This is a genomic window from Sphingobium sp. TomTYG74 (assembly GCF_055393875.1).
Genome location: NZ_AP027341.1, coordinates 1,393,301 through 1,419,057, shown reverse-complemented (window position 1 = coordinate 1,419,057; position 25,757 = coordinate 1,393,301). Strand labels below are relative to the sequence as shown.

Sequence of the window (25,757 nt, the reverse complement as noted above, 5' to 3'; positions counted from 1 at the left end):
TCCTTGCCGCGAAGCTCAAGGAGATGCGTGATGCCTGATGTCCCCGCGCCCAAGATGATTTTCGTCAACCTGCCGGTGAAGGACTTGCCAGCTTCCATCGCCTTTTACGAAGCGGTCGGTGCCGTGCGGAACAATGACTTTGCCGATGACAGCGCGCAGATGGTCAGCTTTTCCGACGCGATCCATGTGATGCTGCTGACGCATGAGCGTTTTTCCAGCTTCACTACGCGGCGCATTCCCAACGCGCATGAGACTGCGCAGGTGTTGCTGGCATTGAGCGAGGCAAGCCGCGCCGATGTTGATGCGACCACGGAAAAGGCGCTGGCGGCGGGCGGCAGCGAGCCCAATCCGCGGCAGGACCATGGCTTCATGTACGGCCGCAGCTTTGCCGATCTGGACGGCCATATCTGGGAAGTCGCCTGGATGGACATGGAAGCCGCGCTGGCGGTGAACAGGCAGGAAACGGCGGCCTGACCGACCCTCACAAGCAAGGAGAGATACGATGAGCTATATGGACGGATTCGTGATCCCCGTGCCCAAGGGCAACAAGGAGCGGTACAAGGAGGTTGCGGCCTATGCCGCGCCCATCTTCATCGAACATGGCGCGTTGCGGGTCGTGGAATGCTGGGCCAATGATGTGAAGCCCGGCAAGACCAATGATTTCCGCACCGCCGTGATTGCGGAAGAGGATGAGGACGTCGTCTTCTCCTGGATCGAATGGCCCGACAAGGCGACGCGCGACGCGGGCGCTGAAAAGGTGATGAACGATCCCCGGATGCAGCCCAAGGAAGGGGAAGACATGCCCTTTTCCGGTGCGCGACTGATCTATGGCGGCTTTGAAGTGCTGCTGGACCAGAAGGCTTGAAGGGAGGAGAGCAATGACGGACCTGATCGGCAAATTCTTCTGGTATGAACTGATGACCAGCGATCCCGACGCGGCGATCGCCTTCTACGGCGAGGTGGTAGGCTGGACGGCGCAGCCCTTTGGTGGCGAGCGGACGGACGATCCCTATAATGTCGTGTCCGGCAGCGCGGGTCCGGTGGGTGGCATCATGCGCATTCCGGCGCAGGCAAAGGATTGCGGCATGTCGCCATGGTGGGGCGGCTATGTCGGATCGGCCGATGTCGATGCGGATGCCGGGCGGTTGAGCGGTGCGGGGGCAAGCGTCAAGCGGCCGCCGGAAGATATTCCGGGCGTTGGCCGTTTTGTCGTGATGAGCGATCCGGGCGGGGCGATCTTCATGCTGCTCAAGGGGTCGAGCCCCGATGGCATGGACGCTGCCCCGCCGATGGCGAACGGCCATGTCGGCTGGCACGAGCTTTACAGCGGCAATTTCGACGCGGACCTTGCCTTTTACACGTCCCAGTTCGGCTGGGGGACGGGCGAGGCGATGGATATGGGGCCGATGGGAAGCTATCAGCTTTTCTCCATGTCCGGCGGAACCGAGTTCAACGCGATGGAGGGCGGCATGATGCGCAAGCCCGAGCAAATGCCGGTGCCGCAATGGCTGTTCTACTTCGTGGTGCCCGACATTGATGTGGGCGTGGAGAAGGTGAAGGCGGGCGGCGGCACTGTGCTCAATGGTCCTGCCGAAGTGCCGGGCGGCGCATGGATCATCCAGGCTACCGACCCGCAAGGCGCGATGTTCGCGCTGGTCGGCATGCGCACCGCCGCAGCGTAAGGAGAGGAACGATGTCGAAGATTTCACCCTGTCTGTGGTTCAACGGACAGGCAGAGGAAGCTGCGCGCTTCTACGTTTCCGTCTTTGGCGGCTCGGTGGATTCGATCAGCCGCTATCCGCATGATGTTCCTGGCCCTGCTCCCTTTAAGGAAGGCGATGTGCTGTTGGTGGAGTTCACCTTGTTCGGGCAGAGTTATCAGGGGCTGAACGGCGGGCCGGAATTCGGCTTTACCGAAGCGGTGTCGCTGTCGATCTCTTGCAAGGATCAGGCGGAGGTGGACCGCTATTTCGACGCGTTGACAGCGGATGGCGGCGCGCCCGGTCCCTGTGGCTGGGTGAAGGATAAATATGGCCTGTCCTGGCAGATCGTACCCGAGGAGGTCATGGAGATGCACCGCAAGGGCGGCCCCGGCATTCAGCCCATGATGGCCGAGATGATGACCATGCAGAAACTCGACCTCGCCCGGATGAAGGCGGCCTATGAAGGAGCAACGGTATGAGCAGCGCGCAACATGAGCTGTCGGTCAGCTGTCACATCGCCGCCCCGCGCGAGATCGTGTGGAAGGTATGGACCGACCTGAAGGATCAATGGTTTTGCCCCAAGCCGTGGCGAGCCGAGGTGATCGAGGAAGATTTACGCGCCGGTGGTCGCAGTGCCGTGCGGATGTACGGCCCCGATGGCGAGGATACCGGGCCGATGGAGGGCATTTTCCTTGAGGTCGTTCCGGGAGAGCGGGTTGTATCGACCGATGCTTATGCGTCCGGCTGGATACCGCAGGAGCCATTCCTGACGTCGATCTGGAGCTTTGCGCAAGAGGGTGAGGGGACCCGTTTTACCGCAACGGCGCGGCATTGGAGCGAGGAAGCGTTGAAGCGCCATGAGGCGATGGGATTTCATCCTGGGTGGGACCAGATGGCGCAGCAGTTCAAGGAATTGTGTGAGACTTCGGCGGCGACGGCTTGATGGGGTAATTCCTTCCTATCGGGAGGTGGGGAGGTGGGCTGACGTTGCGCATTTTCCCCTCCACCGCCTTTGGCGGTCCCCCTCCCCATCTGGCGATGGGGAGGATTTTGGGGGTGCTATGAGGGTCTTTTGACGATTTGATGGGGTTCTCTCCATATTAACCCTGACTTCCTCTTGGAAAGGAGGCCCGCGATCTGTTAGCGCTTGACCATGCCTACGACGCCCGCCGCCGCCGCCCGCCAGATCCTCACCCGATTACAGGAGGTGATGGCTGCGCGAACGAGCGCGCAGGCGAAGCTGAACAAGGTCGTGGACATTATTGGCAAGGCGCTGTCGAGCGAGGTTTGCTCCATCTATCTGGTGCGCGAGGGCCTGCTGGAACTGTTCGCGACGCGCGGTTTGAAGCAGGAGGCCGTCCACGTCACCCGCATGGCGATGGGGGAGGGGCTTGTCGGCCTGATCGCCACCAATGTGGAAACGCTGAACCTGGATGAGGCTGCTGCGCATCCTGACTATAGCTATCGGCCCGAGACGGGCGAAGAGCTGTTCCACAGCTTTGCGGGCGTGCCGATCGTGCGGCGGGAGCGGGCGATCGGCGTATTGTGCGTCCAGCATGTCGAGCCACGCCGATATGAAGAGGTCGAGATCGAGGCGCTTCAGACCGTGGCCATGGTGCTGTCGGAACTGATCGCCAATGCCGAACTGGCCGATGACGGCCCGGCGGATTCGCGGGTGCAGGATACGGGCACGATCATGTTGCAGGGGTTGCAGCTGGTCATGGGGATGGCGCGTGGCCACGCGGTGTTCCACCAGCCGCGTGTTCATGTCGAACATACGGTTGCGGAGGATACCGAGGCGGAGCGCCAGCGCGTCATTTCAGCTTTCACCAAGATGCGCGAGCAGATCGACCGCATGACCGGCGCGGTCGAGTTCGGGATGGAGGGCGAGCATCAGGAGGTGCTCGAGACCTACAAGATGTTCGCCTATGACGAAGGCTGGATCCGGCGCATCAATGAGGCGATCGACAGCGGATTAACCGCCGAGGCGGCGATCGAGCGCGTGCAGCAGCGTACCCGCATGCGCATGCGGCAGATCGACGACGCGTTGTTGCAGGATCGGATGCATGATCTGGAGGACATGGCCAACCGGCTGTTGCGGATCGTGTCGGGACAGTTGGGGACGGCGGCGACGATGGGGCTTAGGCAAGACGCCATCCTGATCGCGCGCAATCTGGGTCCGGCGGAACTGCTGGAATATGACCGGCGGCGATTGAAAGGCGTGATCCTGGAGGAAGGGTCGCTGACAGCGCATGTCACCATCGTCGCGCGCGCCATGGGCGTGCCGGTGCTGGGGCGCGTTCGCGAAATCCGGCACAAGGTGAATGAGGGCGACCTCATCCTGATGGACGTCGTGTCGAACAACCTGTTGATCCGCCCGACGGCGGACATGGATGAGGCGTTCGAGAACAAGCTGCACGTCACGCAGAAGCGCCGGGCAGAATTTGCCGCGATGCGCGATCTGCCATCGGTGACGGCGGATGGGCAGCGTATCGAGCTGATGGTGAATGCGGGCCTGCGTGAGGATGCGCAGGCGCTGGACCTGGTCGGCGCGGACGGCATCGGGCTGTTCCGCACGGAGTTCCAGTTCCTCGTGTCCGCGACTTTGCCGCAGCGGGAAAAGCAGCAGCGGCTTTACAAGGATGTGCTGGACGCGGCGGGCGACCGGCCGGTCATCTTCCGCACCGTCGATATCGGGGGTGACAAGGCGCTGCCCTATATGCAGCGCGACGATGACGAGGAGCTGGAGGACAATCCGGCGATGGGCTGGCGCGCGCTGCGGCTGGCGCTGGACCGCGACGGGTTGATGAAGGCGCAGGCCCGGGCGTTGCTGGAAGCGTCGGCGGGCAAGGTGCTGAACATCATGTTCCCGATGGTGTCGGAGCCGTGGGAATATGAGCAGGCGCGCGCTCTGGTGGAGCATCAGCGTGAATGGCTGCTGTCCCAGCGCAAGAAGGTGCCGACGGCGGTACGCTATGGCGCGATGCTGGAGGTGCCTGCGCTGGCGGAGGTGCTGGATCTGCTGCTGCCCAAGCTGGATTTCCTGTCCATCGGCACCAATGACCTGACGCAATTCCTGTTCGCCGCCGATCGGGCGCATCCCAAGCTGGCGGAGCGATATGACTGGCTGAGCATCGCCATCTTGCGCTTCCTCAGCCGGGTGGTGCGGACTTGTGAGGAGTATCAGGTGCCGGTTGGCGTCTGTGGAGAAATGGGCGGGCGGACGCTGGAAGCGATGGCGCTGGTTGGCCTGGGCGTTCGGCGATTGTCGATTACGCCTGCGTCGGTTGGTCCGGTCAAAGCCATGATCCGGGTTATCGATGCCGCCGAGTTGCAGGCGTTGATGCGCAAGCTGCTGGACGACGGGGTTGTGGATATTCGTGGCGCGCTGACGCAATGGGCGGATGAGCGGGGCATCGAACTGAATTGAACCGGAAAATGGGTCAGACACGACCCCGGCGGCGTTGACAATCCCTGTGCCGGAATGAGACAAGACCGGCTTATAAGATCGCGGAGCAGCATGGCAGAACAACCCGAAGTGGAAAGCGGCGCGACGGCGCCGGACGTGCAATTGGGCACTCCGGGCGCAAAGCTGCGCGCGGCGCGTGAGGCGCATGGCATGTCGATCCAGGACGTCGCGACGCGCACGCGCATCGCGCAACGTCAGTTGGAGGCGATCGAGCGGGACGATTATTCGGCGCTTCCGGGAATTCCCTATGCGGTCGGCTTTGCCCGTGCCTATGCCCGCGCGGTCGACCTGGACGAGGTCGCCATTGCCGCCGATGTGCGCCATGCCGTCCATAATTCCGAACTGGGCGCCAATCGATACGAGGCGTTCGAACCGGCCGATCCGGCCCGTGTGCCATCGCGCGTTCTTGCCTGGACGGCTGCGGCCATCGTGATTGTGCTGGTGGCTGGCTTCACCATCTGGCGTACGCAGATGCTGACCCCGCCGACAGGGCAGGAGATCGCTGCCGAACAGGCCAAGCCTGCCGTTGCCGCGAAACCGGCGCCGGGCGCGCGTCCCGCCGCGCCGGTGGTGCAGACGGTGGTTTTCACCGCTAACGATGATGTGTGGCTGCGCATTTATGACGAGGCTGGCGACCGGCTGAAGGATGGCCTGATGAAGAAGGGTGAGAGCTTCACCCTGCCAGCCACGGCCCGCAACCCCATGATCCTGACCGGCCGTCCGCAAGCGTTGACGGTTACTGTTGGTGGCAAGCCTATTGCGCCGCTTGGCGCACCTGATCGCACGATTTCCGATGTGCCTGTTTCGGCGGCGGCGTTGCTGGCTCGGGCTGCTCCGGCGCCTGCCGCTGCGGTCGCGTCGCCTGCCCCTGCGGTTGCGCCCCCGGCTGCCCCCTCGGCTGCGCAAACGCCTGCTGCGCGGCCCGTGACCGGGAGCGTGGCGCCTGCGATCCCTGCGGAGCCCGCACCAGCGGCCCCACCCACGGCGGATTAAGGCGTCGCCAATCCCTGTTTGAGCCGCACGTCCTGCTTTACGGCGGCGAATATGGCCTTATGGTTAAGAGCGGGGAGCGCGGCCTTTGCGGGCCGTATCGTCGGTGAATTTAAGTTTTAGTCGGGGATCATCATGCGTTACGCCTTGTTTGCGACAACCGCCCTGCTGCTGGGGGCGCCCGCTATGGTTGCGCTGGGGCCAGCGGCGGCCGCCCAGAATGTGGCGCTGGATGTGCGCGTCGACCGGCTGGAAAAGGAAATGCGCGCGGTACAGCGCAAGGTCTTTCCCGCAGGCGCTCCGTTGCAGGCGGAGATTAATCGCCCGGTGACGCCCACAGTCCCGCCCGGCACGCCGTCGTCTTCGCCTGTCGCCGATCTGACGGCGCGCGTGGGTGCGCTGGAATCGCAGCTTGCCTCGATGACCGGGCAGGTCGAGGAAAACAGCTTCAAGATCCGTCAGCTGGAAGAGGCGTTCAACAAATATAAGGCTGAGGCGCAGAGCCGCGCTGAAGTGGTTGCTCCGCCGCCCGTGCGCCCTGTGGTTCCTGCGGATAATGCAGCTCCGGCCACGCCGAAGTCGGGCACCAATGGTGGCGCAACCGAAGCGCGCAAGGCGGCCGTGGCGGCGATCGAGCGGCCATCGACCGGCGATGCGGCGGCCGACGCCTATAGCTATGGCTATCGTCTGTGGGACGCTAAATTCTATCCCGAGGCGCAGGCGCAGCTGAAGGCAACGGTGGATAAATATGGCACGGCGTCGATCGCGAGCCGCGCTTCGAACCTGCTGGGCCGCGCCTATCTGGATGATGGCAAGCCTGCACTGGCATCCGTCGCGTTTTACGACAATTATCAGAAGCGCCCCAAGGGGGATCGCGCCGCCGACAGCCTGGCCTATCTGGGTGAGGCGCTGATCCAGCTCAAGAAGCCCGCCGACGCGTGCAAGGTCTATGCGGAGCTGGAACAGGTCTATGGCGCCACCATGTCGGCCAGCCAGCGCGGCATGATGGACAAGGGCCGCGCCAAGGCGAAGTGCAGCTAAGGCACTCGCATGGCCGCGCCGCATTCGGCTCAGCCTGACCTAGAAGCGCTGCTGACGCGGTCGGTTGGTGCGCTGGTGGGGGACGATGCCTCGCTGCGTTTTGGCGTGGCTGTGTCGGGCGGTCCCGACAGCATGGCGTTGCTCGCCATGGCTGCGCATGCCTTCGCGGGCAGGGTGGAAGCGGCCACCGTTGACCATGGATTGAGGCCAGAGTCTGCGGAAGAGGCCGCAATGGTGGGGCAGTGGTGCCGCAGTAGCGGAGTTCCCCATGCCGTGCTGCATCCGCCCCAGCCTCTCACCGGCAATGTCCAGCAATGGGCGAGGACCCAACGCTATGCGGCGCTGGATCAATGGAGGGCCGATCGCGGGATCGACAGGATCTTCACCGCGCACCATGCCGATGATCAGCTGGAGACCATGCTGATGCGGCTTAACCGGGGTGCCGGGGTCAATGGCCTGGCCGGAATCCGCGCGCGGCAGGGGCATATATTACGACCCTTGCTAGGCGTGCGGCGCGCGCAACTGTTCGACTATGCGAGTGAGCACGGGCTTCCCTTCGTCAACGATCCTTCCAATGTCGATCTGCGATTTGATCGGGCGGTGATTCGACGGCATCTGAAGGAAGCCGAATGGCTCGACCCGCAAAGTGCCGTCCGCAGTGCGGCGGCGCTGGCGGAGTGCGAGGAAGCGTTGGATTGGACGGTCGAGGATATCGCGGCGGCGCATGTTCGCAGGGAAGGGGAGGCGTGGCTGCTTACCCGCACGGATTTGCCCCGTGAGCTGCTGCGGCGCTTGTTGCTGCGCATCATCGCCGAGGCGGAACCCGGCGCGGAACCGCGAGGCGAGACGCTCGACCGGGCGATCGCGGTTGCGATGCGGGGCGGACAGGCGAGCCTCGGCGGATTACTGCTGAAAGGGGGCGCTGTCTGGAAAGTCCGCGTAGCACCGCCGCGACGTTGAGGTAGAATCGATCTTAGGCGCGAAGGCCCACTGATGACCGCGATGATGAGTCTCGTCCGAAACGACGTCGGGCATTGAATTGATCGTTACGGAAAGGTTCCACGGATTAACGCGCCGACGCCTCGCTCCGTCGAATTGTTGCAGCGCAATGACCTTTCCTTAATAGCCTTCAGGCGTATTGGGGTCGGCACTCAGGCATGGAAAGTCATTTATGTTCGAATTTGCGGCGTTGACCTATGGTGTGCTCGCCAGTGTGATCCTTTCGGCGGCGCAACGTAACCGGAAGCTCGCGCGCCCGCATCCGCCGTTGCTGCTGTATGTCGGATATTTGCTGTGTGGCGTGTCGGCGGGCTTGGCCGTCATCCTGGCCTATATCGCCCTGTCGCAGTTCGCGGGCGGATAACGTCAGCAGACCCGTTGACCCAACTTGCGATTTTGCCGGAGCATCCTATCTTGCCCGGTGAAAGAGAGTGATGATGAACGACGAGAAGGACCCTCAGGGTAACCCCTGGATCAAGAGCGCGATGATTTGGGCGGGGGTGATTGTCGCTCTGCTGCTATTCGTCTCGATGTTCGACAGCCGTTCCGCTTCGCAGGCGGGCAGCGGCATCGCCTATTCCGAATTCCGGTCGAAGGTTCAGGAAGGGCAGGTCAAGGACGTCGCGATCGCGACCGACAAGATTACCGGCACACTGACCAGCGGGCAGCGGTTCAACACCGTACCCGTCAATGATCCGGGGCTGACCGGGCTGCTCGACGATTATAACGTCAAATATTCCGGACAGACGGAGGAGCAGCCGAGCTTCTGGCAGATCATGCTCTATCAGTCGCTGCCATTCCTGCTGATCCTGGGCATCGCCTTCTTCGTGCTGCGCCAGATGCAGAAGGGCGGCGGCGCGGGCGGTGCGATGGGCTTTGGCAAGTCCAAGGCCAAGCTGCTGACCGAAAAGCATGGCAAGGTGACGTTTGATGACGTTGCTGGCATCGATGAAGCGCGCGAGGAATTGCAGGAAATCGTCGAGTTTCTGAAGGACCCGACCAAGTTTGCGCGGCTGGGCGGCAAGATTCCCAAGGGCGCATTGCTGGTTGGTTCGCCGGGCACTGGTAAGACACTGCTGGCCCGCGCGATTGCGGGTGAGGCGGGGGTTCCCTTCTTCACCATTTCAGGTTCTGATTTCGTTGAAATGTTCGTCGGCGTCGGTGCGAGCCGTGTCCGTGACATGTTCGAGCAGGCGAAGAAGAATGCGCCCTGCATCGTCTTTATTGACGAAATCGACGCGGTCGGCCGTCATCGCGGCGCGGGTCTGGGCAACGGCAATGACGAGCGCGAGCAGACGCTGAACCAGTTGCTGGTCGAGATGGACGGTTTCGAGGCTAACGAGGGCATCATCATCGTCGCGGCGACCAACCGCCCCGACGTGCTGGACCCCGCTTTGCTGCGTCCGGGCCGGTTCGACCGTCAGGTCGTGGTGCCGCGTCCCGACATTGAAGGGCGCGAGAAGATCTTGGCCGTGCACATGAAGAAGGTGCCGCTGGCGCCGGACGTCAATCCGCGCACGATTGCGCGCGGCACGCCGGGCTTCTCTGGCGCTGACCTTGCGAACCTTGTTAACGAGGCGGCGCTGATGGCTGCTCGTCGGGGCAAGCGGCTGGTTGCGATGGACGAGTTCGAAGCGGCCAAGGACAAGGTCATGATGGGCAGCGAACGCCGCTCCATGGTCATGACCGAGGACGAGAAAAAGATGACCGCCTATCATGAGGCGGGCCATGCTATCGTCGCGGTTCACGAACCGGCGTCCGACCCGATCCACAAGGCGACGATCATCCCCCGCGGCCGTGCGCTGGGCATGGTGATGCGCCTGCCGGAGCGGGACAGCTACAGCTATCACCGCGACAAGATGCACGCGAACATGGCCGTCGCCATGGGTGGCCGCGTCGCCGAGGAGATCATCTTCGGTTACGACAAGGTATCGTCGGGTGCTTCGGGTGACATTCAATATGCCACCAAGCTGGCGCGCGACATGGTCACTCAGTGGGGCATGTCGGACAAGCTGGGGCCGCTCCAATATGAGGAGCAGCAGGGCGAAACCTTCCTCGGCTATTCGCAGAGCCAGCGCGTCCATATGTCGGACGAGACGGCGAAGCTGATCGACAAGGAAATTCGCGGACTGGTGGAGCAGGGCTACACGAGGGCGCAGGAAGTGCTGAAGGGCCATGAGGACCAGCTGCACCTGCTCGCCAACGCCATGCTGGAATATGAGACGCTGTCCGGCGAAGAGATCAAGACGCTGCTCGACAAGGGTGAGATTACCCGCGACGACGGCACCACGATCAAGCCATCGGTCGTCCCGGCGGCGGGTTCCTCCATCCCCAAGACGCGCAAGCGCAAGGGGCCGTTCGGCGATCCTTCGCCTGCCGGGATCTGATCGGCGGTCAAGGGTTTGAAGAGGGCGCTGCCGTTGGGCGGCGCCCTTTTTGTTTGCGGCTATCTCATCGTGGTGAGATAGGGATTGTCATGGCAAAAGCTGACCGACTGGAACGCCTGGACACCCGCCGTTTGGAACTGGAGGCGGAATATACCGAGAAGCTCATCGACGCATTGCGCGTGACTGCTTCGGGGAAATGGGGCCTGTTCGGGCATAAGGAGGACCGGGCAAGCCGCGCCGCGATCGCTCCGGTCATCGAACAGTTGGCGGAAATCGGGGAAGCCATCGACCAGGCGCGGGAGCAACTGTTGATGCCGCCGTTCGAGTTGCAACGGGAGTTTCTTGCGTCGCGCGGCCCGGTCAGTTCACAGGCTGTTGGGGAGCCGAAGCAGGCGCAGGCATGGTTGGATCGGCTTGTGGGTGCCGCCGCTAAATCCTGAAAAGCGCCCGTCCTTCTGTGCCGTGAGGCGCCCAGCAACAAAATGCGCCTAAGGTCTGGCCGTTTCGCTGGTTAATGGTTACATGGGCCGCCACGAATCCCCAGCGATCCCCCGCCAGGTCGCGCAAATAGAAAGTGGCTTTCACATGGACATCCGCCTCGGCCTCACCTTTGACGACGTGCTGTTGCAGCCCGGCGAGTCCGATGTGCTGCCCAGCCAGGCGGACACCAGCACCTATGTGACCAAGCAGATCAAGCTGAACATTCCGGTCCTGTCCTCTGCGATGGACACGGTGACGGAAGCGGACATGGCGATCGTGATGGCGCAGCTGGGCGGTATCGGCGTTCTGCACCGCAATTTGTCGATCGAAGAGCAGGCGGATGCGGTGCGTGCGGTCAAGCGCTTTGAGAGCGGCATGGTGGTGAACCCTATCACGATCACGCCCCGCGCTACCCTTGCTGACGCGCAGATGTTGATGGAGCGGCACCGGATCAGCGGCATTCCGGTCGTTGAGAACAGTGGCAAGCTGGTCGGCATCCTCACCCACCGCGACACGCGCTTCGCGGAAAACCCCAATCAGCCTGTCAGCGAACTGATGACCAAGGATAATCTTGCCACGGTCAAGGCTGGCGTCGGCCAGGAGGAAGCTCAGCGCCTGCTGCACCAGCGGCGGATCGAAAAGCTGCTGGTGGTTGATGACGACTATCATTGCGTCGGCCTGATCACGGTCAAGGACATCGAAAAGGCTGTCACCTATCCGCAGGCGACCAAGGATGGTTCGGGCCGCCTGCGGGTCGCCGCCGCCACTACAGTGGGTGACAAGGGCCTGGAGCGCAGCGAGGCGCTGATCGACGCCGAATGCGACCTGATCGTCATCGATACCGCGCACGGCCATAGCAAGCAGGTCGCGGTCGCGGTCGAGGCGGTGAAGCGTCTTTCCAACCATGTTCAGGTCGTGGCGGGCAATGTTGCGACGGCCGAAGCGACCAAGGCTTTGATCGACGCCGGGGCGGACTGCGTGAAGGTCGGCATCGGGCCTGGCTCCATCTGCACCACGCGCGTGGTGGCGGGCGTGGGCGTGCCGCAGCTGACTGCGGTCATGGATTCCGCCAATGAAGCGGCAAAGCATGGCGTTCCGGTGATCGCTGACGGGGGGCTTCGTACGTCGGGTGATGTGGCAAAGGCGCTCGCGGCGGGCGCGGGCTGCGTCATGGTCGGTTCGTTGCTGGCGGGTACGGCCGAAGCGCCGGGCGAAACCTTCCTCTATCAGGGTCGCGCTTACAAGAGTTATCGCGGCATGGGTAGCGTCGGCGCGATGGCGCGGGGCTCGGCCGACCGCTATTTCCAGGCGGACATCAAGGATCAGATGAAGCTGGTGCCCGAAGGGATTGAAGGACAGGTGCCGTTCAAGGGGCCTGCGAAGGACGTCATCCATCAGCTCGTCGGCGGCGTGAAGGCGGCGATGGGCTACACCGGCAGCCGCACGATCAAGGATCTTCAGGAGCGCGCCCGCTTCGTCCGGATCACCAATGCGGGCCTGTCCGAAAGCCATGTCCATGACGTGACCATCACGCGGGAAGCGCCCAACTATCCTACTCGCTGAGGCTAGGGCGGGGTGACCCCCTCCGCGCGTGTTCAGGCCGCGATCGAGCTGCTGGACGCCATCATCGCTTCGGCGCGCGATGGTGGACCGGCTGCCGATACGTTGATCGCACGCTATTTCAAGGAACGGCGCTATGCCGGTTCACGCGACCGGCGGGCGGTGCGCGATCATGTCTATGACGCGGTGCGCCGGGCTGCGGAACGGCCGGAAAATGGCCGTGCGGCAATGATCGGACTGGCGCTGGAGCGGCCGGATATCGCGGCTCTGTTCGACGGATCGCCGCATGGACCTGCGCCCATCCTTGCCGATGAGGTGGGTGCGATAGCCGGGGGGGTGCCCGCTTGGCTTAAGCCGCTGTTTGCAGCGCCTGTGGAGCAGGAGGAATTGCTCGGCCGGGCGCCCGTGGATTTGCGGGTGAACCGGCTGAAAGCGACGGCGGAGAAGGTCGCGCCGCTATTTCCTGAAGCGGTGCCGATCGACGGCTTGCCAGACGCGCTGCGCCTGCCGGAGGGCTGGCCGGTCGAGCAGAGCGATGCATGGAAGCAGGGGCTGGTCGAGGTGCAGGATGCGGGCAGCCAGCTCATTTCGGCGGCTTGCGGCGCTACGCCCGGCATGACTGTCATCGACCTTTGCGCGGGAGCGGGCGGCAAGACGCTGGCGCTTGCGGCGGCGATGGCCGGACAAGGGGCGCTGATCGCGGCGGACACGATCCGCTCGCGCCTCTCGCGCCTCGACCCGCGAGCCGAGCGGGCGGGGGCAACCTTCATTCAGACATTGCTGCTGGATCAGGGACATGAGGCGCGCGGGCTGGAGAGCCTGCAGGAGCGGGCCGACGTCGTGCTTGTCGATGCGCCCTGTTCCGGGACCGGGACCTGGCGGCGTAATCCCGAGGCTCGCTGGCGCCTGACACCCGCGCGGCTGGAGCGGCTGGTGCGCGAGCAGGCGCGCATATTGGACTTCGCGGCGCCGCTGGTGGCGCCCGGGGGAGTGCTTGTTTACGCGACCTGCGCGCTGACGGATCAGGAGGGCGCAGGGCAGGTCCAGGCGTTTCTTGATCGCCATGAGGGATGGAGAGCTGAGGCAATCCCGATTATGGCAGGGCGGGCGCATGGGCATGGCCGTTTGCTGACGCCGGGCCATGACGCGACGGACGGTTTCTATTTCGCCCGGCTTCGGCGCGGTGCATGAAAGAGGCGATGGACAAGCCCCAGCAAAATGACGACACTCGGGCAGAATCAACGCCTGAAACATGGCTGGAGTTGTGCATGCGTTTTACCCCTGCTTCGATCGCCCTTGCCGTCCTGTTGACCAGCGTGTCGAGCGCCGGTTTGACGCAGCGCCCGGATGCCCAGATTTCGCCTTTGTCTATCGAATGGCAGCAGGCGGGCGTCACTGCGCGCCGGGCAGGAAATTTCAGTGCGGCGAACGATGCGCTGGAAACGGCGCTTGCGGTCGATCCGCGTAATCGCTCAGCCTATATTGAACTGGCTGAGGTGGCGCGCGCGCAGGGCCTTCAGGGCAAGGCCATCCGCCTCTATCGCGAGGCGCTGTTGCTCGACCCGAATGATGTGCATGCACTGGTCGGGCAGGGCGAGGCGATGGTCGAGAAGGGCGCGATCGCCAAGGCAAAGGAAAATCTCGCCCAGGCGCAGAGCGCATGCAAGTCGGACTGCGCAGCTGTCGGCAAGCTCGCCGCCGCGATCCAGAAGGGGCCGCCTGCGACGGTGCTGAGTGCGAAGGATGCTGTCGTAGTGCCGAAGGCGGTGGAGACCGAGACGCCTTGAAGCTTCTTGAAGGGGTTACGCATGACATTCCCTCCCGTAGGTGGGAGGGGTTGTCGATAGGCGCGGGCGAAGCGAGCCTGCGGGTGTGCCGCTGAAGAATAAGGTCGGGCGTTGCGCTGGCCCACCCCCTAACCCCCTCCCGCTTGCGGGAGGGGGGATGACTGAAATCCACCCTCGCCAGTATCGACGGCGCCGATTGTGAGGCGCTGCGCTCCATAGGCGGCCTTCCGGATGGAGAGGGGCGAGCTACTCAGGTCGGTAGTCGACCACGACAGGAGTACTGAAAGCGGTGGCTGGTGATGGAATGCCCCGATCAAGCTGGGGGCAGAACGGATCGTGTCCGCCTGGGCCAGCGCCAACCCATTTTCCGACGTATCCACCGGACCAGCCCAATTGCAATCGCTCCTGCGACAAGCCAGGGCAGAGCGGCAACGATAGCGGTTAAAAGGGCGGCGATACTCGTGCTGAGCGTCTCGCGGGCCTGGGCAATGCTGGTGCGAATGGGAGAGCCGCGTCCCGGCGTATCATTGAAGGCGTAACTGATGGAGATTCGCGACATTGCAACCCGCTGCGCAAGGCTGGCTTGCTCCGTGCGAGCGCTGTCCAATTCCTCTTGCGTAGAAGCATAGGCGCGCTCGGCTTCCACCAACTCGCCCACCTTACCGTTACCGGACTGGATGATAGCCAGCAGCCTTTCTGCGAGTGCTTGCTTGGCACGTACCCGCGCGTCTGTGTCTATGACCTGTCGCGTCACATCTTCTGCCTCGACCTGTCGGTTGGACAGCGTTGCCCCGTCCGCGATAGCGATCGCGTCGAGTTGCGGGTTTATCTCATTGGTTATCCGGGCATCGACTAAGAGTATCGCCTCATCTGTCACGAAGTGGTCATACGGTCCCGGAGTATTGAGCGTCGATTTTACGACCAGACATCGTTGGGGTCCGAGCCGTCGACAAAGTGCGATTTGCCGCCCCTGTACCTTTGCGACAGTTCGTCGGTCGAATGTGTAGGTGACCGTATAGCTGTAGGCAATGCTAGGCCCTGCTATGGTCGTGGCCGAGTTCGGTATACTCGGTGCAGGTTCAGCCGCAATTTGGGGCAAATTGAGCATTTCCGAAGACTTCATGTCCTGAGGCTTGCTTCCGCACGAAGCGAGCAAGGCTACCCCAAGTAGAACTACATTCCGTCGCATCGTCCATCTCCCCCCAGACAGGAACGCCTATGCCAAATCGCGTCATTTAGGAACCCATCTATTGGTTTTGATGGTCTGCTTCTGTGCCAATCTTCCGCTTTAGGCAGACTGTCTGAAATCCACCCCCAACAGATCTATGATCCGCCCCCTCCCATTACACGCGCCACTTCAACAAATTCCTCCACGCTCACCGTTTCGGCCCGCCTCTGGGGATCTATGCCGACTTGGTCCAGCGCATCGAGTGCTCCCGGTAGACCTTTGAGGCTTTGGCGCAGCATCTTGCGGCGTTGGCCGAAGGCGGCGGCGGTGAGGCGTTCGAGATGTTTGAGCTGCACGCCCTCTGGCGCTGCTTTGGGCGTGATGTGGACCACGGCGGACATGACTTTGGGGGGCGGGGTGAAGGCGCTGCGGTGGACCTTCATGGCGATCCGGGCGTCGCTGCGCCACTGGGACAGGACGGCGAGACGGCCATAATGGTCGCCGCCCGGTTTTGCGACGATGCGTTCGGCGACTTCCATCTGGAACATGAGCGTCAGGGAGGACCACCAGGGCAGCGGCTTCCATTCCGTAGACAGCCAGCCGATCAGCAGGGCGGTGCCGACGTTATAAGGCAGGTTGGCTATGATGTGGGCATGTTCGCCAGCTTCGGCGTGCGCGTCCACCTGCATGGCGTCGCCGGATATGACGCGCAACTGGCCGGGGAAGGCATCGGACAATTCAGCAAGGGCGGGCAGGCAACGGCGATCCCGTTCGACAGCGACCAGCCGTGCTCCGGCTCGCAGGATCGCGCGGGTCAGGCCGCCGGGGCCGGGTCCGACCTCGAACGCGGGCTGATCCGTCAGTGATCCGGGGATGGCGGCAATGCGATCGAGCAGCTGTTCGTCGAGCAGGAAGTTCTGGCCGAGCGCCTTGCTCGCTTGCAGGCCGTGCGCCGCGATGACTTCACGCAACGGCGGCAGGACCGGCCGCGTATCAGCCCCCATGGCTTAACCGCGATCGCGCAGATTCCGCCGCCATCTTGAGCGCGGCCATCATCGCGCCGGGGTTTGCGCTGTCCGTTCCGGCAATGCCGAAGGCGGTGCCGTGGTCGGGCGAGGTGCGCACGATCGGCAGGCCGAGCGTGATGTTGACGCCCTCATCGAAATGCAGCGTCTTGAGCGGGATCAGCGCCTGGTCGTGATACATGCACAGCACCGCATCGTAGGTTTCGCGGGCGCGGGCGTGGAACAGGCCATCGGCTGAAAGGGGGCCGACAATGTCCATTCCTTCCGCCCGTAGCGATTCGATCGCGGGACTGATGATGTCGATTTCTTCCCGGCCCAGCGCGCCGCCCTCACCCGCATGGGGGTTGAGTCCGGCGACGACGATGCGTGGGCGCGGGATGCCGAAATTGCGCTGCAATCCCTTGACCGTGGTCATGGCGCGGGCGCGGATCAGGTCGATGGTCAGGGCCGAGGCGACCTCTGCCAGCGGGATATGGATGGTGATGGGCACGACCTTCAATGAAGGACCTGCGAGCATCATCACCGCATTGTGGGGGGCTACGCCGCAACGTTCGGCGATGAACTCGGTCTGGCCGGGATGGGTGAAGCCGACGCCGTAAAGCTGCTCTTTGCCGACAGGGGCGGTGACGATCCCGGCGGCCGATTCGGTGCGGGCGAGGCCGACCGCCACTTCCAGTGCCTGAAACGCAGTGCGCGCACCGTCGATGCTGGGGGAGCCCGGCACGATGTCACCGGCGTCGGCGACCTGGAGGCAGGGAAGCGCGGTATCGAACAGCGCCGCTGCCTCTTGCGGTGTGGCTATGGGCGCGACAGGGCCGGACCAGACCCGGCGCAAGGATGCCGTGTCACCCACGGCGAAAAAAGTGGGCAATCCGCGCGCTTCGCGCATCACCCAGCTTTTTGCTACGATTTCCGGGCCGATCCCCGCCGGGTCGCCCAGCGGGACGGCAAAAGGTGCCAGCTCCGGTCGAGCCGAGGCTGGATCAGTTATAGTCGATGATGGCATCGCGGCGAAGGTCACGCAGATAGATGCGGGCGCGCTTGTTGACCCGTTCTTCCTCCAGCTGAGCCATGATCTGTTCGGCGTTCGGCGCGGCGGCGTTGCTTGCTTCATCGCGGCCGCAAACGACGAGAACGCGCACGCCGTCATTGACCGAGCCAAAGGGAGGGGTCGCTTCACCAACCTGCAGGCCGAGGAGGATTTCCTGCAACTGCGGCGGCAGGTCGCGGACCTTCACATTGTCATTGTCCACGACATCGGCGCCGATCTTGCCACCCAGTTCATTCGCCTGGCCGCATCCCTTGATCGTCTTGATCTGCGCGGCGAAGCTGGCCGCCTTGGCACTCGCTTGCTCCTTGGTCGTGCCGGGCGGGAAGCTGATCGACAATTGCTTGAGGCTGAGCAGAGAGTCGCGCGGGTCAGCGGTCAGCACCTTGCGCTTGTCCATGACATAGATGACGGAGATGCCGCCCGGAACGGGGATGGGGCCAGCGAGCTGCCCGACCTGCATCTCATTGGCGGCCTTGGCCAGTTCATCGGGCAACTGCGCCGGGCGAACCCACCCAAGGTCGCCGCCGACCGCAGCCGTCGATGCTTCGGAAAACTGGCGGGCGTAGGCGGCGAAGCTGCCGCCCTGCTTGATCTGTTCGATGATGTTGCGGGCATTCGAGACGATCTGCGCCTCATTTTCGGGCGTTGCCGACAGGTAGATCTCACCGATGCGATATTCGTCGCTGCCCTTGGCCGCGTTCATGCGATCGACGACCGACTTCACCTCGTCTGCGGAGACGTTGACGAAGGGCTGAATGTTGCGGCGGAGCAGGCGGCTCCATGCCAGCTCGCCCTCGATCTGACGCCTGATGCTGGCGGGCGCGCTACCCTGAGCGCGCAGATATTGGTCGAACTGGGCGGGCGACTGCTTGAAGTTCGCCGCGACACGCTCATAGCTCTGGTCGATTTCTGACTTGTCGATCTTGATGTCGTGGGCGGCGGCTTCCTGAATCTGAAGCGTCTCGTCGATGAGGTTGCGCAGCACCTGCACGCGCAGCCGCTCCCGTTCCTCTGGCGACACCTTGCCACCATTTGCCGCGAGGATGAGCGCCAGGCGCTGATCCACGTCGGTGCCGGTGATGATGCGGCCGTTGACGATGGCTGTAGCCTTGCGGACATTGGGATCGCTTTTGCCAAAGACGGTCACGTCCTTGGGCAGGTTCAACTGCTGCGCGGCGACCCCTTCATCGTCATTGACGGTCTGGGCGGCGACAGGGCTGCCGATCGATCCCAACAGGATGGAGGACAGGAGCAGAGCGCGCGCGCTGGTCCGAAGCGATTGTCCAAGGCGGGAAGGCGGGAAAACGACAGGCTGCATCGTCGACAAAACTCTCCATTACGGTCCGGCGCGTGATGCGCCGGTCCGCCTTAACCGGTCCTGAGCGGCCAGAACCGGTCCTGAACGGGAAGGGTGATCCTTATATGCCGATATTCCGAAAAGCCAGCCGTAGTTGGAAGCTGTTGCCCTTTCGCGCATCACCGGCGGCCAGATAATCGCGGCGCCACGTCAGGCCCAGCGTCAGACAGTCATCCTGATAGGCGATGCCGAGCCGGTGACGGACGGGTTCGTAGCCATCGGCGGCGCTGCCTAGGTCTTCCTTCTTGTCGGTCAGATCGACGACGGTGGACCCGAAAACGGACCAGAAGCGGGCGAATTGCACACGGCCGCCGAAACGCAGTTCCTCGCGGTCCTGCAGATCCTCAAGCCCCGGCGCGGCGTTCCGGTTGAGCCGGAGATAACCGACCATGGCATAGGTCTTGCGACTGCCGATCGTCGCGTCGATTTCGTTGCGGCGTACGTGCAGTCCGTCCTTGTCCAGTCGGAAACGGTGGATAAGGCTGACGAAATCGCGGAAGCGCACGGTCGTGCGGCCGACGATGTCGGACATGCGATCGGAAAGGCCGGTGCCGTCGGGCAGGATGCTCTCGCGACTGTTGAGGCGGTAGCTCTGGCCGACCACGCTTTCCAGCGAAAAGCCGGGCAGGGAGAGGCTATATTCCAGACCGTAGGTGATGCGGGTCGAATCTTCGAACCGGTCATAGCCTGCGAAGCGATTGAGCGCGAAGAGGTTGCTGTCCTCCAGATCGATGGCGCGCGCGTCTTCATTGGGTAGCGAAAGATTTGCCAGCCGGGGCGCTGCTACGATCTGCACGCGGGGGGCGATCCGCTGAACCCCGCCGAATGCCTCACCCATGAAGGGCCAACGGACGTCGATCGCGGCTGCGGCGATGCCGCGCGCCTGCCAGCCGGGATCGCCGGCATAGCGGGCGATGTTGTTCTGCAGATTGTCGCTGCTGTGATAGACGTCGCCGCGAAGATAGGTGGTGAAATTCACCTCCTGACCCATGCCCGTCAGCTTGCGCAGGTTCCATTCAAAGGCAGCGAAGGCGCGCTGCGTATCCTGGCCGTGGGTGCGGGTGATCGCGAGGCTGTTTGCCTGAAACTGAATCCGGCCGCCGAGCAGCGGGTCGATCAGGCGCAGGCGATAGTCGATCACGGGCAGCGCGATCGGCGTTTGCCCCTGCGGATCGCCAAGGCGCAGCGTCTGGACGGCCCAGCCAGCGATGGAGAAATAGCTGTTCTCGCCGATGCGCTGGGCGCCCAGGGTCGAACGCAGTCGATCGTCGCGGCTGATGTCGTAGCGGCGAAGGAAGGTGCGGTCGCTCGCCACGCGGAGCGATCCGTTGACGCTCCATTCCGGCGTCAACTGCATGGCGCCGCTGGCATCCAGATAGCCGCGAAAATCCTTTTCCGATCCTGCTGGCCCGGTGGAGCTGGGCAGGGAGCTGCTGGCGTCGATCCGCCGCGCATGGGTGGCGTAGCCGGTGATCTGATAGGCGCCACGGTCCCAGCGATGGCGGAAATTCGCCTCCAGCATCGGCAGCGTCTTGGAATAGACGTGCGGCGTGATCGTCAGGTCGCGGTTAGGCGCCAGTTTGATGTAATAGGGCAGGGCGACTTCAACGCCGTTATTCCGGTCGTAGCGAAGATTTGGCACCAACAGCCCCGTGCCGCCCGTATCACCGACAGGGTGCGAAAAGCCGGGCAGCGGAATGAGCGGCAGGCCGAACACTTCCACGCTGGCGTTGCGGTATCGCACGCGGGCGGCGACGGGGTCGTAGACGACCTTGACCGCCTTGATCTGCCAGGTGGGTTCCTTGGGGCAGCCGTCGCTGTCCTCCACGCGGCAGCCGGTATAAGCGGCCTTGTGCAGCGTATAGACGCCGTTCACCCGAACGCCCTGCACCGCCGCCAATCGGCCGCCCGACTGAAGCACCAACAGCATGTTTTCGACCGTGCCGTCCTTCAGCGTGTCGGTCACCTGGAAGCGGTCGCCATAAGCGATATTGCCTTCAGGATCGGTCGCCGAGACATTGCCGCGCGCTTCCACCTGCCCCGTGCTGCGGTTCCACACGACCTTGTCCGCGCGCAGCCGGTTGCCCTGGCGCAGCAGCTGGACATTGCCGGTGGCCGTCACGATTTCCGTATTATTGTCATATTCCAGGGCGTCCGCCGCAAAGCCGATTTCTTCGTCGGTCGCAGGTACAGGCGCGTCCGGCGCGCTCACTGGTGTCGGCGGTGATTGCAGTTCCTGCGCGAAGGCATGTGGCATCCCGCCCATGCAGGCGAGTGCCGCGCTTGCGGCCAGCATATGTTTCAGACGCGAGGAAGGGGGAAAATTATGCAAGGGGATCGTGCCTCTTCAGGGGCGCTTCGTTGCCCGCCTATCGCATTGCTTTGCGCGCGCCGCAATCTTTCGTCACGCTTCTTTTGCCGGAAATCGGTCGAACGGCTTTGCCAGATGGGGCAAGCGACATTATCTGGCATGGAGCGCTCCTAGCGCCCTACGATCAGAAAAGCAGAAGAAGGACCCTTGATGGAAATCGCATTCACCCCGGTGCGTCCCGACGCCGACACGCTGGTCTTTGCCGTTCCCAAGGGCGGTTTCGATGCCTTGCCCATCGCGGCGGCGCCTACTCTGGCGGCGGGTGCGGCGGCGGCGCGCTTCACGGGTGAGGCGGGCGGAAGCTTTGAAAGCTTTGCCGAAGAAGGCGGCAAGGTGCTGCGCATCGTTCTCGTCGGCACCGGCAGCGGGAGCGAGGCGGATTATGAACGGGCGGGCGCGGCACTGACTGCGCGCCTGTTGACGAGCGGGGCGAGCCATGCCGCGGTGGAATTTTTCGGCGGCACGACTGGCGATATGGCGGCCCATTTTGCCTTTGGCGCATCCCTGCGTGCCTGGCGGATAGACACCTATCGCACCCGACAGCCGGAAAAGACAAAGCCGACATTGATGAAGCTGTCGGTCGTGGCGAATGACGCGGACGCGCACTGGCAGCGGCTGGCGGCGGTGGCCGATGGCGTCAGCTTCACGCGCGAGCTGGTCTCTGAACCTGCGAACATCCTGTATCCGGAAAGCTTCGTCGAACGCTGTCGTCATCTGGAGCAGCTGGGCGTCAAGGTTACCGTCCTCGACAAGGCGGCGATGGCGGAACTGGGCATGGGTGCGTTGCTCGGCGTGGCGCAGGGGTCGGTGCGCGAGCCCCGCCTGCTGGCGATGGAATGGGATGGCACTGGCGGCGCGGGCGACAAGCCCATCGTCTTTGTCGGCAAGGGCGTGACCTTTGATACCGGCGGCATTTCGTTGAAGCCCGGCGCGGGCATGGAAGACATGAAGTGGGACATGGGCGGCGCAGGCGCGGTCGCGGGCGCGATGAAGGCGCTCGCGGGGCGCAAGGCGAAGGCGCGCGTCATCGGCGTTTGCGGTCTTGTGGAAAACATGCCGGACGGCAACGCGCAGCGGCCTGGCGACATCGTGACCTCCATGTCGGGCCAGACGATCGAGGTCATCAACACCGATGCCGAAGGGCGGCTGGTGCTGTGCGACGTCATCACCTGGGCGCAGAAAACCTATTCGCCTGAAGTTGTCATTGATCTTGCCACCCTGACCGGCGCGATGATCGTGGCGTTGGGCGATCAATATGGCGGACTGTTCGCCAATGACGAAGGGCTTGCCGAGGACCTGCTCGCTGCTGGCAAGGCGGCAGGCGACCAGCTTTGGCGCTTTCCGCTGGGCGATGCCTATAACAAGCTGATCGATAGCCCGATCGCGGACATGAAGAATATGGGCGCGCGCTATGCCGGATCGATCACCGCCGCGCAGTTCATCAAGCGATTCGTCGATGAGGGGGTCAAATGGGCGCATCTCGACATTGCAGGCATGGTCTGGGCCGACAAACCCGGCGCAACCTGGGACAAGGGTGCGACCGGCTATGGCGTGCGCCTGATCGATCGTCTGGTGGCGGACAAGTTTGAGCGCTGATGCAGGTCGATTTCTACCAGCTTAGCCGTGATCCTGTGGACCGGGTGCTGCCCGCCATTGCGGCGCGCATACTCGGCCTGGGGGAACGGCTGCTGGTAGTCGCGCAGGAGGTGGCGCAGCTTGAACGCATTTCGGCTGGGCTGTGGAACGGGCCGCCGGAAAGCTTTCTTGCCCACGGCCGGGTGGGCGAGGGCAGCGAGGCGATGCAGCCGGTACTTCTGGCGCAAGATTGCAGCCCGACGAACGGCGCCCGGCATGTCGCGATTGCCGATGGTATCTGGCGTGAGGAGGCGCTCGATTTCGAGAGGGCTTTCTACTTTTTCGACGCGCTGACCGTCGATGGTGCGCGCGAAAGCTGGCGTGCCCTATCGAAGCGGGAGGGGGTGACGCCCCGCTTCTGGCGGCAGGAGCAGGGGAAATGGGTGCAGGGGCCGTGAGTAAGGGGGGCTATCGACGCCCCCTTGCGGTGCGGAGCGGCGCGGTCTAAAGGGCGCGCCAATTCCAACAATCCGGAGCTTTTGAGCCTTATGGCCGTGACCCGCACCTTTTCGATCATCAAGCCTGACGCCACGCGCCGCAACTTGACCGGCGCCGTGACCAAGAAGCTGGAAGAAGCAGGCCTGCGCGTCGTCGCGTCCAAGCGCATCCGCATGAGCCGCGAACAGGCCGAAGGCTTCTATGCCGTTCACAAGGAACGCCCTTTCTTCGCTGATCTGGTGGCCTTCATGATTTCCGGCCCGGTCGTCGTCCAGGTTCTGGAAGGCGAAGACGCCGTGAAGCGCAACCGCGACATCATGGGCGCCACCAACCCGGCCAACGCCGACGAAGGCACCATCCGCAAGGAATATGCCGAGTCGATCGAAGCCAACTCGGTCCATGGTTCGGACAGCGAAGAAAATGCCGCGATCGAGATCGCCTATTTCTTCAAGCCCGAAGAAATCGTCGGCTGATCTAATCGATCAGGATGAAAGAGGGGCCGGGGACGCAAGTCTGCCGGCCCTTTTTTTGTTTTGGGAGGGAGAAGGTGAGCGATTTCGCCTTTCAGGCCCCTCTCCCGCCTTCGCTGCGCTCGGCACCCTCTCCCCTGAAGGGGAGAGGGAATGGCCCCCAAGACCGAATCCGCCGCAAGCTCAATTCGAAACGGGCGGTGCTTCGAATCGATCGATCACCCATTCCTCAGCCTGTGCGCCGCCGATCCATTCCTGCATCCAGGGATGATTGACGACCGCCTGCATATAGGCTTCGGCAAAACGTGCGACGGGCAGCTGATAGGTTATGAAGCGCGTCACGACCGGGGCGAACATCACGTCCACCGCGCCAAATTCGCCGAACAGGAAATCGCCCACGCCACCATAGCGAGCCCGGGCCTGTGCCCATAGCTGCATGATGCGGGCGATGTCCTGCGCGACAGCTTCGGATGGCGGCACTGCGTCGTAAATCTGGCGGATGTTCATGCTGTGCTCGCGCCGCAGCGCCGCGAAGCTGGAATGCATTTCCGCCGCCATTGACCGGGCCATCGCCCGCGCCGCCGTGTCGGTGGGCCAGAACTTGTCGCCGCCAGCCTTCTCGTTCAGATATTCGATGATTGCCAGACTGTCCCAGACAACGGTGTCGTCGCCGTCCCACAATATGGGCACCTTGCCCGAAGAAGGGGCGAATTCATCGCCTTCGCGCCGCCTTTCCCAGGCTTCATCATAAAGCGGGACCACGACTTCCTCGAACGGCAACCCGCTGAGCTTGCAGGCGAGCCAGCCCCGCAGAGACCAGCTGGAATATGCCTTGTTGCCTATGAATAGCTTCATCATCGCCCTTCTTTAGACGGGCGAAGGAAGGGGTGTCGAGAGCAACCGGACGGCGCATTCGAGTCACTTTCTATATTATTTTGGTAGAAAATACTTTGTGCGGGGCTTGGCGGCATCATGGGCGTCGTCGTATGGCGCGACGGCGAACTGACGCCGAGTGGGGGGAATTATGGACTGGCTGCATGGAATAGCGGGCCTGTTCGTCGGAATCATGGTCGGAATGACGGGCGTTGGCGGCGGGTCGCTGATGGCGCCAATCCTAATCCTGCTGTTCGGCGTCGCACCGGCGACGGCGGTCGGCACCGACCTCTGGTTCGCGGCCATCACCAAGTCCGTGGGCGGTGCGATTCATCACCGTCACGGCGGGCCAGATGGTGGCCCGGATTATCAGGTGGTGAAGCGCCTGTGCCTGGGCAGCCTCCCCGCCGCGCTGATCACGCTGTTGATCCTTTCCCAGACGCATATGCAGCAGATCAAGAGCGGCGTCGTCACGAGCGCGCTGGGTGGCGTCCTGATCATGACGGCGATTGCGACCATGCTACGCGGGCGATTCCACCGTTGGGCCTTGGCTCGCCGCGTTGGTACCGCCGATCGCTTTACGCGTTGGCAGCCTCCACTGACGGTTGCGGCAGGTGCGCTGCTGGGGGCGATGGTAACACTGACCTCCGTGGGCGCGGGGGCGATCGGCGCGACATTGCTCCTTGCGCTCTATCCGCTCCGCATGCGGCTGCAACGGTTGGTGGCGACGGATATTGTTCATGCCGTGCCGTTGACCTTGGCAGCGGGGCTGGGCCATCTGTGGATTGGCCATGTGAACGGCATGCTGCTCGCCAACCTGTTGATCGGATCGATCCCGGGCATCATTATCGGATCGCTGCTGGCGACGCGCGCATCAGACCGCGTGCTTCAGCCGTTGCTGGCGATCATCCTGGTTCTGGTGGGCTGGCGCCTTATCGCAGGATAAGGCAGCT

25 protein-coding genes are annotated in these 25,757 nt (G+C 63.3%); 19 read left to right on the top strand and 6 right to left on the bottom strand.

The genetic code is table 11. The annotated features are described in order from the left end of the window. Window positions 1–30: 30 nt before the first annotated feature. From ACZ5TB_RS07185 to ACZ5TB_RS07115, 15 genes are all read left to right on the top strand, one after another. Window positions 31–474 carry a VOC family protein gene (locus ACZ5TB_RS07185; protein WP_464790682.1) on the top strand — a complete coding sequence of 148 codons (444 nt, stop codon included), beginning with the start codon at window positions 31–33 and terminating at the stop codon, window positions 472–474. 28 nt (window positions 475–502) lie between these two features. Further along, window positions 503–865 carry a DUF1428 domain-containing protein gene (locus tag ACZ5TB_RS07180; protein WP_464790681.1) on the top strand — a complete coding sequence of 121 codons (363 nt, stop codon included), beginning with the start codon at window positions 503–505 and terminating at the stop codon, window positions 863–865. Window positions 866–878: 13 nt separating this feature from the next. Next, window positions 879–1,682 (top strand): VOC family protein, encoded by an 804-nt coding sequence (locus ACZ5TB_RS07175; RefSeq protein WP_464790680.1) that lies wholly within the window; start codon window positions 879–881, stop codon window positions 1,680–1,682. Window positions 1,683–1,693: 11 nt separating this feature from the next. Next, window positions 1,694–2,182 (top strand): VOC family protein, encoded by a 489-nt coding sequence (locus ACZ5TB_RS07170; protein WP_464790679.1) that lies wholly within the window; start codon window positions 1,694–1,696, stop codon window positions 2,180–2,182. Further along, entirely contained in the window at window positions 2,179–2,646 is a 468-nt protein-coding gene (locus ACZ5TB_RS07165) for an SRPBCC family protein (protein WP_464790678.1), read from the top strand. The genes ACZ5TB_RS07170 and ACZ5TB_RS07165 overlap by 4 nt, the downstream gene beginning before the upstream one ends. Before the next feature lie 210 nt (window positions 2,647–2,856). Continuing rightward, entirely contained in the window at window positions 2,857–5,133 is a 2,277-nt protein-coding gene (ptsP, locus tag ACZ5TB_RS07160; RefSeq protein ID WP_464790677.1) for a phosphoenolpyruvate--protein phosphotransferase, read from the top strand. Window positions 5,134–5,223: 90 nt separating this feature from the next. Continuing rightward, the gene (locus tag ACZ5TB_RS07155) at window positions 5,224–6,165 is read left to right on the top strand and encodes a helix-turn-helix domain-containing protein (RefSeq protein ID WP_464790676.1); all 942 of its coding nucleotides are present in this window, start codon (window positions 5,224–5,226) and stop codon (window positions 6,163–6,165) included. A gap of 132 nt (window positions 6,166–6,297) precedes the next feature. Continuing rightward, window positions 6,298–7,203 (top strand): hypothetical protein, encoded by a 906-nt coding sequence (locus ACZ5TB_RS07150; protein WP_464790675.1) that lies wholly within the window; start codon window positions 6,298–6,300, stop codon window positions 7,201–7,203. A 9-nt stretch (window positions 7,204–7,212) separates the two neighbouring features. Next, the gene (gene tilS / locus ACZ5TB_RS07145) at window positions 7,213–8,163 is read left to right on the top strand and encodes a tRNA lysidine(34) synthetase TilS (RefSeq protein ID WP_464790674.1); all 951 of its coding nucleotides are present in this window, start codon (window positions 7,213–7,215) and stop codon (window positions 8,161–8,163) included. 211 nt (window positions 8,164–8,374) lie between these two features. Further along, complete coding sequence (locus ACZ5TB_RS07140) at window positions 8,375–8,566, top strand: hypothetical protein (RefSeq protein WP_464777844.1); 192 nt, start codon at window positions 8,375–8,377, stop codon at window positions 8,564–8,566. 73 nt (window positions 8,567–8,639) lie between these two features. Then, window positions 8,640–10,589: an ATP-dependent zinc metalloprotease FtsH gene (gene ftsH / locus ACZ5TB_RS07135; RefSeq protein WP_464792508.1), complete on the top strand. Its 1,950-nt coding sequence runs from the start codon at window positions 8,640–8,642 to the stop codon at window positions 10,587–10,589. An 89-nt stretch (window positions 10,590–10,678) separates the two neighbouring features. Next, window positions 10,679–11,029 carry a hypothetical protein gene (locus tag ACZ5TB_RS07130; RefSeq protein WP_464790673.1) on the top strand — a complete coding sequence of 117 codons (351 nt, stop codon included), beginning with the start codon at window positions 10,679–10,681 and terminating at the stop codon, window positions 11,027–11,029. A gap of 145 nt (window positions 11,030–11,174) precedes the next feature. After that, window positions 11,175–12,632, top strand: a complete 1,458-nt coding sequence (guaB, locus tag ACZ5TB_RS07125; RefSeq protein ID WP_464790672.1) for an IMP dehydrogenase — start codon at window positions 11,175–11,177, stop codon at window positions 12,630–12,632. Window positions 12,633–12,644: 12 nt separating this feature from the next. Continuing rightward, window positions 12,645–13,820, top strand: coding sequence for an RsmB/NOP family class I SAM-dependent RNA methyltransferase (locus tag ACZ5TB_RS07120; protein ID WP_464790671.1), 1,176 nt, complete (start codon window positions 12,645–12,647; stop codon window positions 13,818–13,820). A gap of 77 nt (window positions 13,821–13,897) precedes the next feature. Then, window positions 13,898–14,416 (top strand): tetratricopeptide repeat protein, encoded by a 519-nt coding sequence (locus tag ACZ5TB_RS07115; RefSeq protein ID WP_464790670.1) that lies wholly within the window; start codon window positions 13,898–13,900, stop codon window positions 14,414–14,416. A gap of 313 nt (window positions 14,417–14,729) precedes the next feature. Here the strand turns inward: ACZ5TB_RS07115 and ACZ5TB_RS07110 are convergent, their stop codons facing one another. From ACZ5TB_RS07110 to ACZ5TB_RS07090, 5 genes are all read right to left on the bottom strand, one after another. Then, window positions 14,730–15,293 carry a DUF4349 domain-containing protein gene (locus ACZ5TB_RS07110; protein ID WP_464790669.1) on the bottom strand — a complete coding sequence of 188 codons (564 nt, stop codon included), beginning with the start codon at window positions 15,291–15,293 and terminating at the stop codon, window positions 14,730–14,732. A 446-nt stretch (window positions 15,294–15,739) separates the two neighbouring features. Further along, complete coding sequence (gene rsmA / locus ACZ5TB_RS07105; protein ID WP_464790668.1) at window positions 15,740–16,588, bottom strand: 16S rRNA (adenine(1518)-N(6)/adenine(1519)-N(6))-dimethyltransferase RsmA; 849 nt, start codon at window positions 16,586–16,588, stop codon at window positions 15,740–15,742. Continuing rightward, complete coding sequence (gene pdxA / locus ACZ5TB_RS07100) at window positions 16,578–17,615, bottom strand: 4-hydroxythreonine-4-phosphate dehydrogenase PdxA (RefSeq protein WP_464790667.1); 1,038 nt, start codon at window positions 17,613–17,615, stop codon at window positions 16,578–16,580. The genes rsmA and pdxA overlap by 11 nt, the downstream gene beginning before the upstream one ends. Then, entirely contained in the window at window positions 17,593–18,978 is a 1,386-nt protein-coding gene (locus ACZ5TB_RS07095; RefSeq protein ID WP_464790666.1) for a peptidylprolyl isomerase, read from the bottom strand. The genes pdxA and ACZ5TB_RS07095 overlap by 23 nt, the downstream gene beginning before the upstream one ends. Before the next feature lie 100 nt (window positions 18,979–19,078). Beyond that, window positions 19,079–21,313 carry an LPS-assembly protein LptD gene (locus ACZ5TB_RS07090; RefSeq protein ID WP_464790665.1) on the bottom strand — a complete coding sequence of 745 codons (2,235 nt, stop codon included), beginning with the start codon at window positions 21,311–21,313 and terminating at the stop codon, window positions 19,079–19,081. Between the two features lie 225 nt (window positions 21,314–21,538). On the opposite strand from ACZ5TB_RS07090, the gene ACZ5TB_RS07085 reads away from it, so the two are divergent. From ACZ5TB_RS07085 to ndk, 3 genes are all read left to right on the top strand, one after another. Continuing rightward, window positions 21,539–22,984, top strand: coding sequence for a leucyl aminopeptidase (locus tag ACZ5TB_RS07085; RefSeq protein ID WP_464790664.1), 1,446 nt, complete (start codon window positions 21,539–21,541; stop codon window positions 22,982–22,984). Beyond that, window positions 22,984–23,421, top strand: a complete 438-nt coding sequence (locus ACZ5TB_RS07080; RefSeq protein WP_464790663.1) for a DNA polymerase III subunit chi — start codon at window positions 22,984–22,986, stop codon at window positions 23,419–23,421. Before ACZ5TB_RS07085 ends, ACZ5TB_RS07080 begins: the two co-directional genes overlap by 1 nt. 90 nt (window positions 23,422–23,511) lie before the next feature. Continuing rightward, window positions 23,512–23,934, top strand: a complete 423-nt coding sequence (gene ndk / locus ACZ5TB_RS07075; protein ID WP_037461517.1) for a nucleoside-diphosphate kinase — start codon at window positions 23,512–23,514, stop codon at window positions 23,932–23,934. A 180-nt stretch (window positions 23,935–24,114) separates the two neighbouring features. Here the strand turns inward: ndk and ACZ5TB_RS07070 are convergent, their stop codons facing one another. Further along, window positions 24,115–24,789, bottom strand: coding sequence for a glutathione S-transferase family protein (locus ACZ5TB_RS07070; RefSeq protein WP_196224182.1), 675 nt, complete (start codon window positions 24,787–24,789; stop codon window positions 24,115–24,117). Window positions 24,790–24,955: 166 nt separating this feature from the next. Here ACZ5TB_RS07070 and ACZ5TB_RS07065 point away from each other — a divergent pair, with 166 nt between their 5' ends. Continuing rightward, window positions 24,956–25,750 carry a sulfite exporter TauE/SafE family protein gene (locus ACZ5TB_RS07065; protein WP_464777834.1) on the top strand — a complete coding sequence of 265 codons (795 nt, stop codon included), beginning with the start codon at window positions 24,956–24,958 and terminating at the stop codon, window positions 25,748–25,750. Window positions 25,751–25,757: the final 7 nt, after the last annotated feature.

Coding starts and splice junctions, on each gene's coding strand:
- ACZ5TB_RS07185 (WP_464790682.1), top strand. CDS start 31: ATGCCTGATGTCCCCGCGCCCAAGATGATTTTCGTCAACCTGCCGGTG.
- ACZ5TB_RS07180 (WP_464790681.1), top strand. CDS start 503: ATGAGCTATATGGACGGATTCGTGATCCCCGTGCCCAAGGGCAACAAG.
- ACZ5TB_RS07175 (WP_464790680.1), top strand. CDS start 879: ATGACGGACCTGATCGGCAAATTCTTCTGGTATGAACTGATGACCAGC.
- ACZ5TB_RS07170 (WP_464790679.1), top strand. CDS start 1,694: ATGTCGAAGATTTCACCCTGTCTGTGGTTCAACGGACAGGCAGAGGAA.
- ACZ5TB_RS07165 (WP_464790678.1), top strand. CDS start 2,179: ATGAGCAGCGCGCAACATGAGCTGTCGGTCAGCTGTCACATCGCCGCC.
- ptsP (WP_464790677.1), top strand. CDS start 2,857: ATGCCTACGACGCCCGCCGCCGCCGCCCGCCAGATCCTCACCCGATTA.
- ACZ5TB_RS07155 (WP_464790676.1), top strand. CDS start 5,224: ATGGCAGAACAACCCGAAGTGGAAAGCGGCGCGACGGCGCCGGACGTG.
- ACZ5TB_RS07150 (WP_464790675.1), top strand. CDS start 6,298: ATGCGTTACGCCTTGTTTGCGACAACCGCCCTGCTGCTGGGGGCGCCC.
- tilS (WP_464790674.1), top strand. CDS start 7,213: ATGGCCGCGCCGCATTCGGCTCAGCCTGACCTAGAAGCGCTGCTGACG.
- ACZ5TB_RS07140 (WP_464777844.1), top strand. CDS start 8,375: ATGTTCGAATTTGCGGCGTTGACCTATGGTGTGCTCGCCAGTGTGATC.
- ftsH (WP_464792508.1), top strand. CDS start 8,640: ATGAACGACGAGAAGGACCCTCAGGGTAACCCCTGGATCAAGAGCGCG.
- ACZ5TB_RS07130 (WP_464790673.1), top strand. CDS start 10,679: ATGGCAAAAGCTGACCGACTGGAACGCCTGGACACCCGCCGTTTGGAA.
- guaB (WP_464790672.1), top strand. CDS start 11,175: ATGGACATCCGCCTCGGCCTCACCTTTGACGACGTGCTGTTGCAGCCC.
- ACZ5TB_RS07115 (WP_464790670.1), top strand. CDS start 13,898: ATGCGTTTTACCCCTGCTTCGATCGCCCTTGCCGTCCTGTTGACCAGC.
- rsmA (WP_464790668.1), bottom strand. CDS start 16,588: ATGGGGGCTGATACGCGGCCGGTCCTGCCGCCGTTGCGTGAAGTCATC.
- pdxA (WP_464790667.1), bottom strand. CDS start 17,615: ATGCCATCATCGACTATAACTGATCCAGCCTCGGCTCGACCGGAGCTG.
- ACZ5TB_RS07095 (WP_464790666.1), bottom strand. CDS start 18,978: ATGCAGCCTGTCGTTTTCCCGCCTTCCCGCCTTGGACAATCGCTTCGG.
- ACZ5TB_RS07090 (WP_464790665.1), bottom strand. CDS start 21,313: ATGCTGGCCGCAAGCGCGGCACTCGCCTGCATGGGCGGGATGCCACAT.
- ACZ5TB_RS07085 (WP_464790664.1), top strand. CDS start 21,539: ATGGAAATCGCATTCACCCCGGTGCGTCCCGACGCCGACACGCTGGTC.
- ACZ5TB_RS07080 (WP_464790663.1), top strand. CDS start 22,984: ATGCAGGTCGATTTCTACCAGCTTAGCCGTGATCCTGTGGACCGGGTG.
- ndk (WP_037461517.1), top strand. CDS start 23,512: ATGGCCGTGACCCGCACCTTTTCGATCATCAAGCCTGACGCCACGCGC.
- ACZ5TB_RS07070 (WP_196224182.1), bottom strand. CDS start 24,789: ATGATGAAGCTATTCATAGGCAACAAGGCATATTCCAGCTGGTCTCTG.
- ACZ5TB_RS07065 (WP_464777834.1), top strand. CDS start 24,956: ATGGACTGGCTGCATGGAATAGCGGGCCTGTTCGTCGGAATCATGGTC.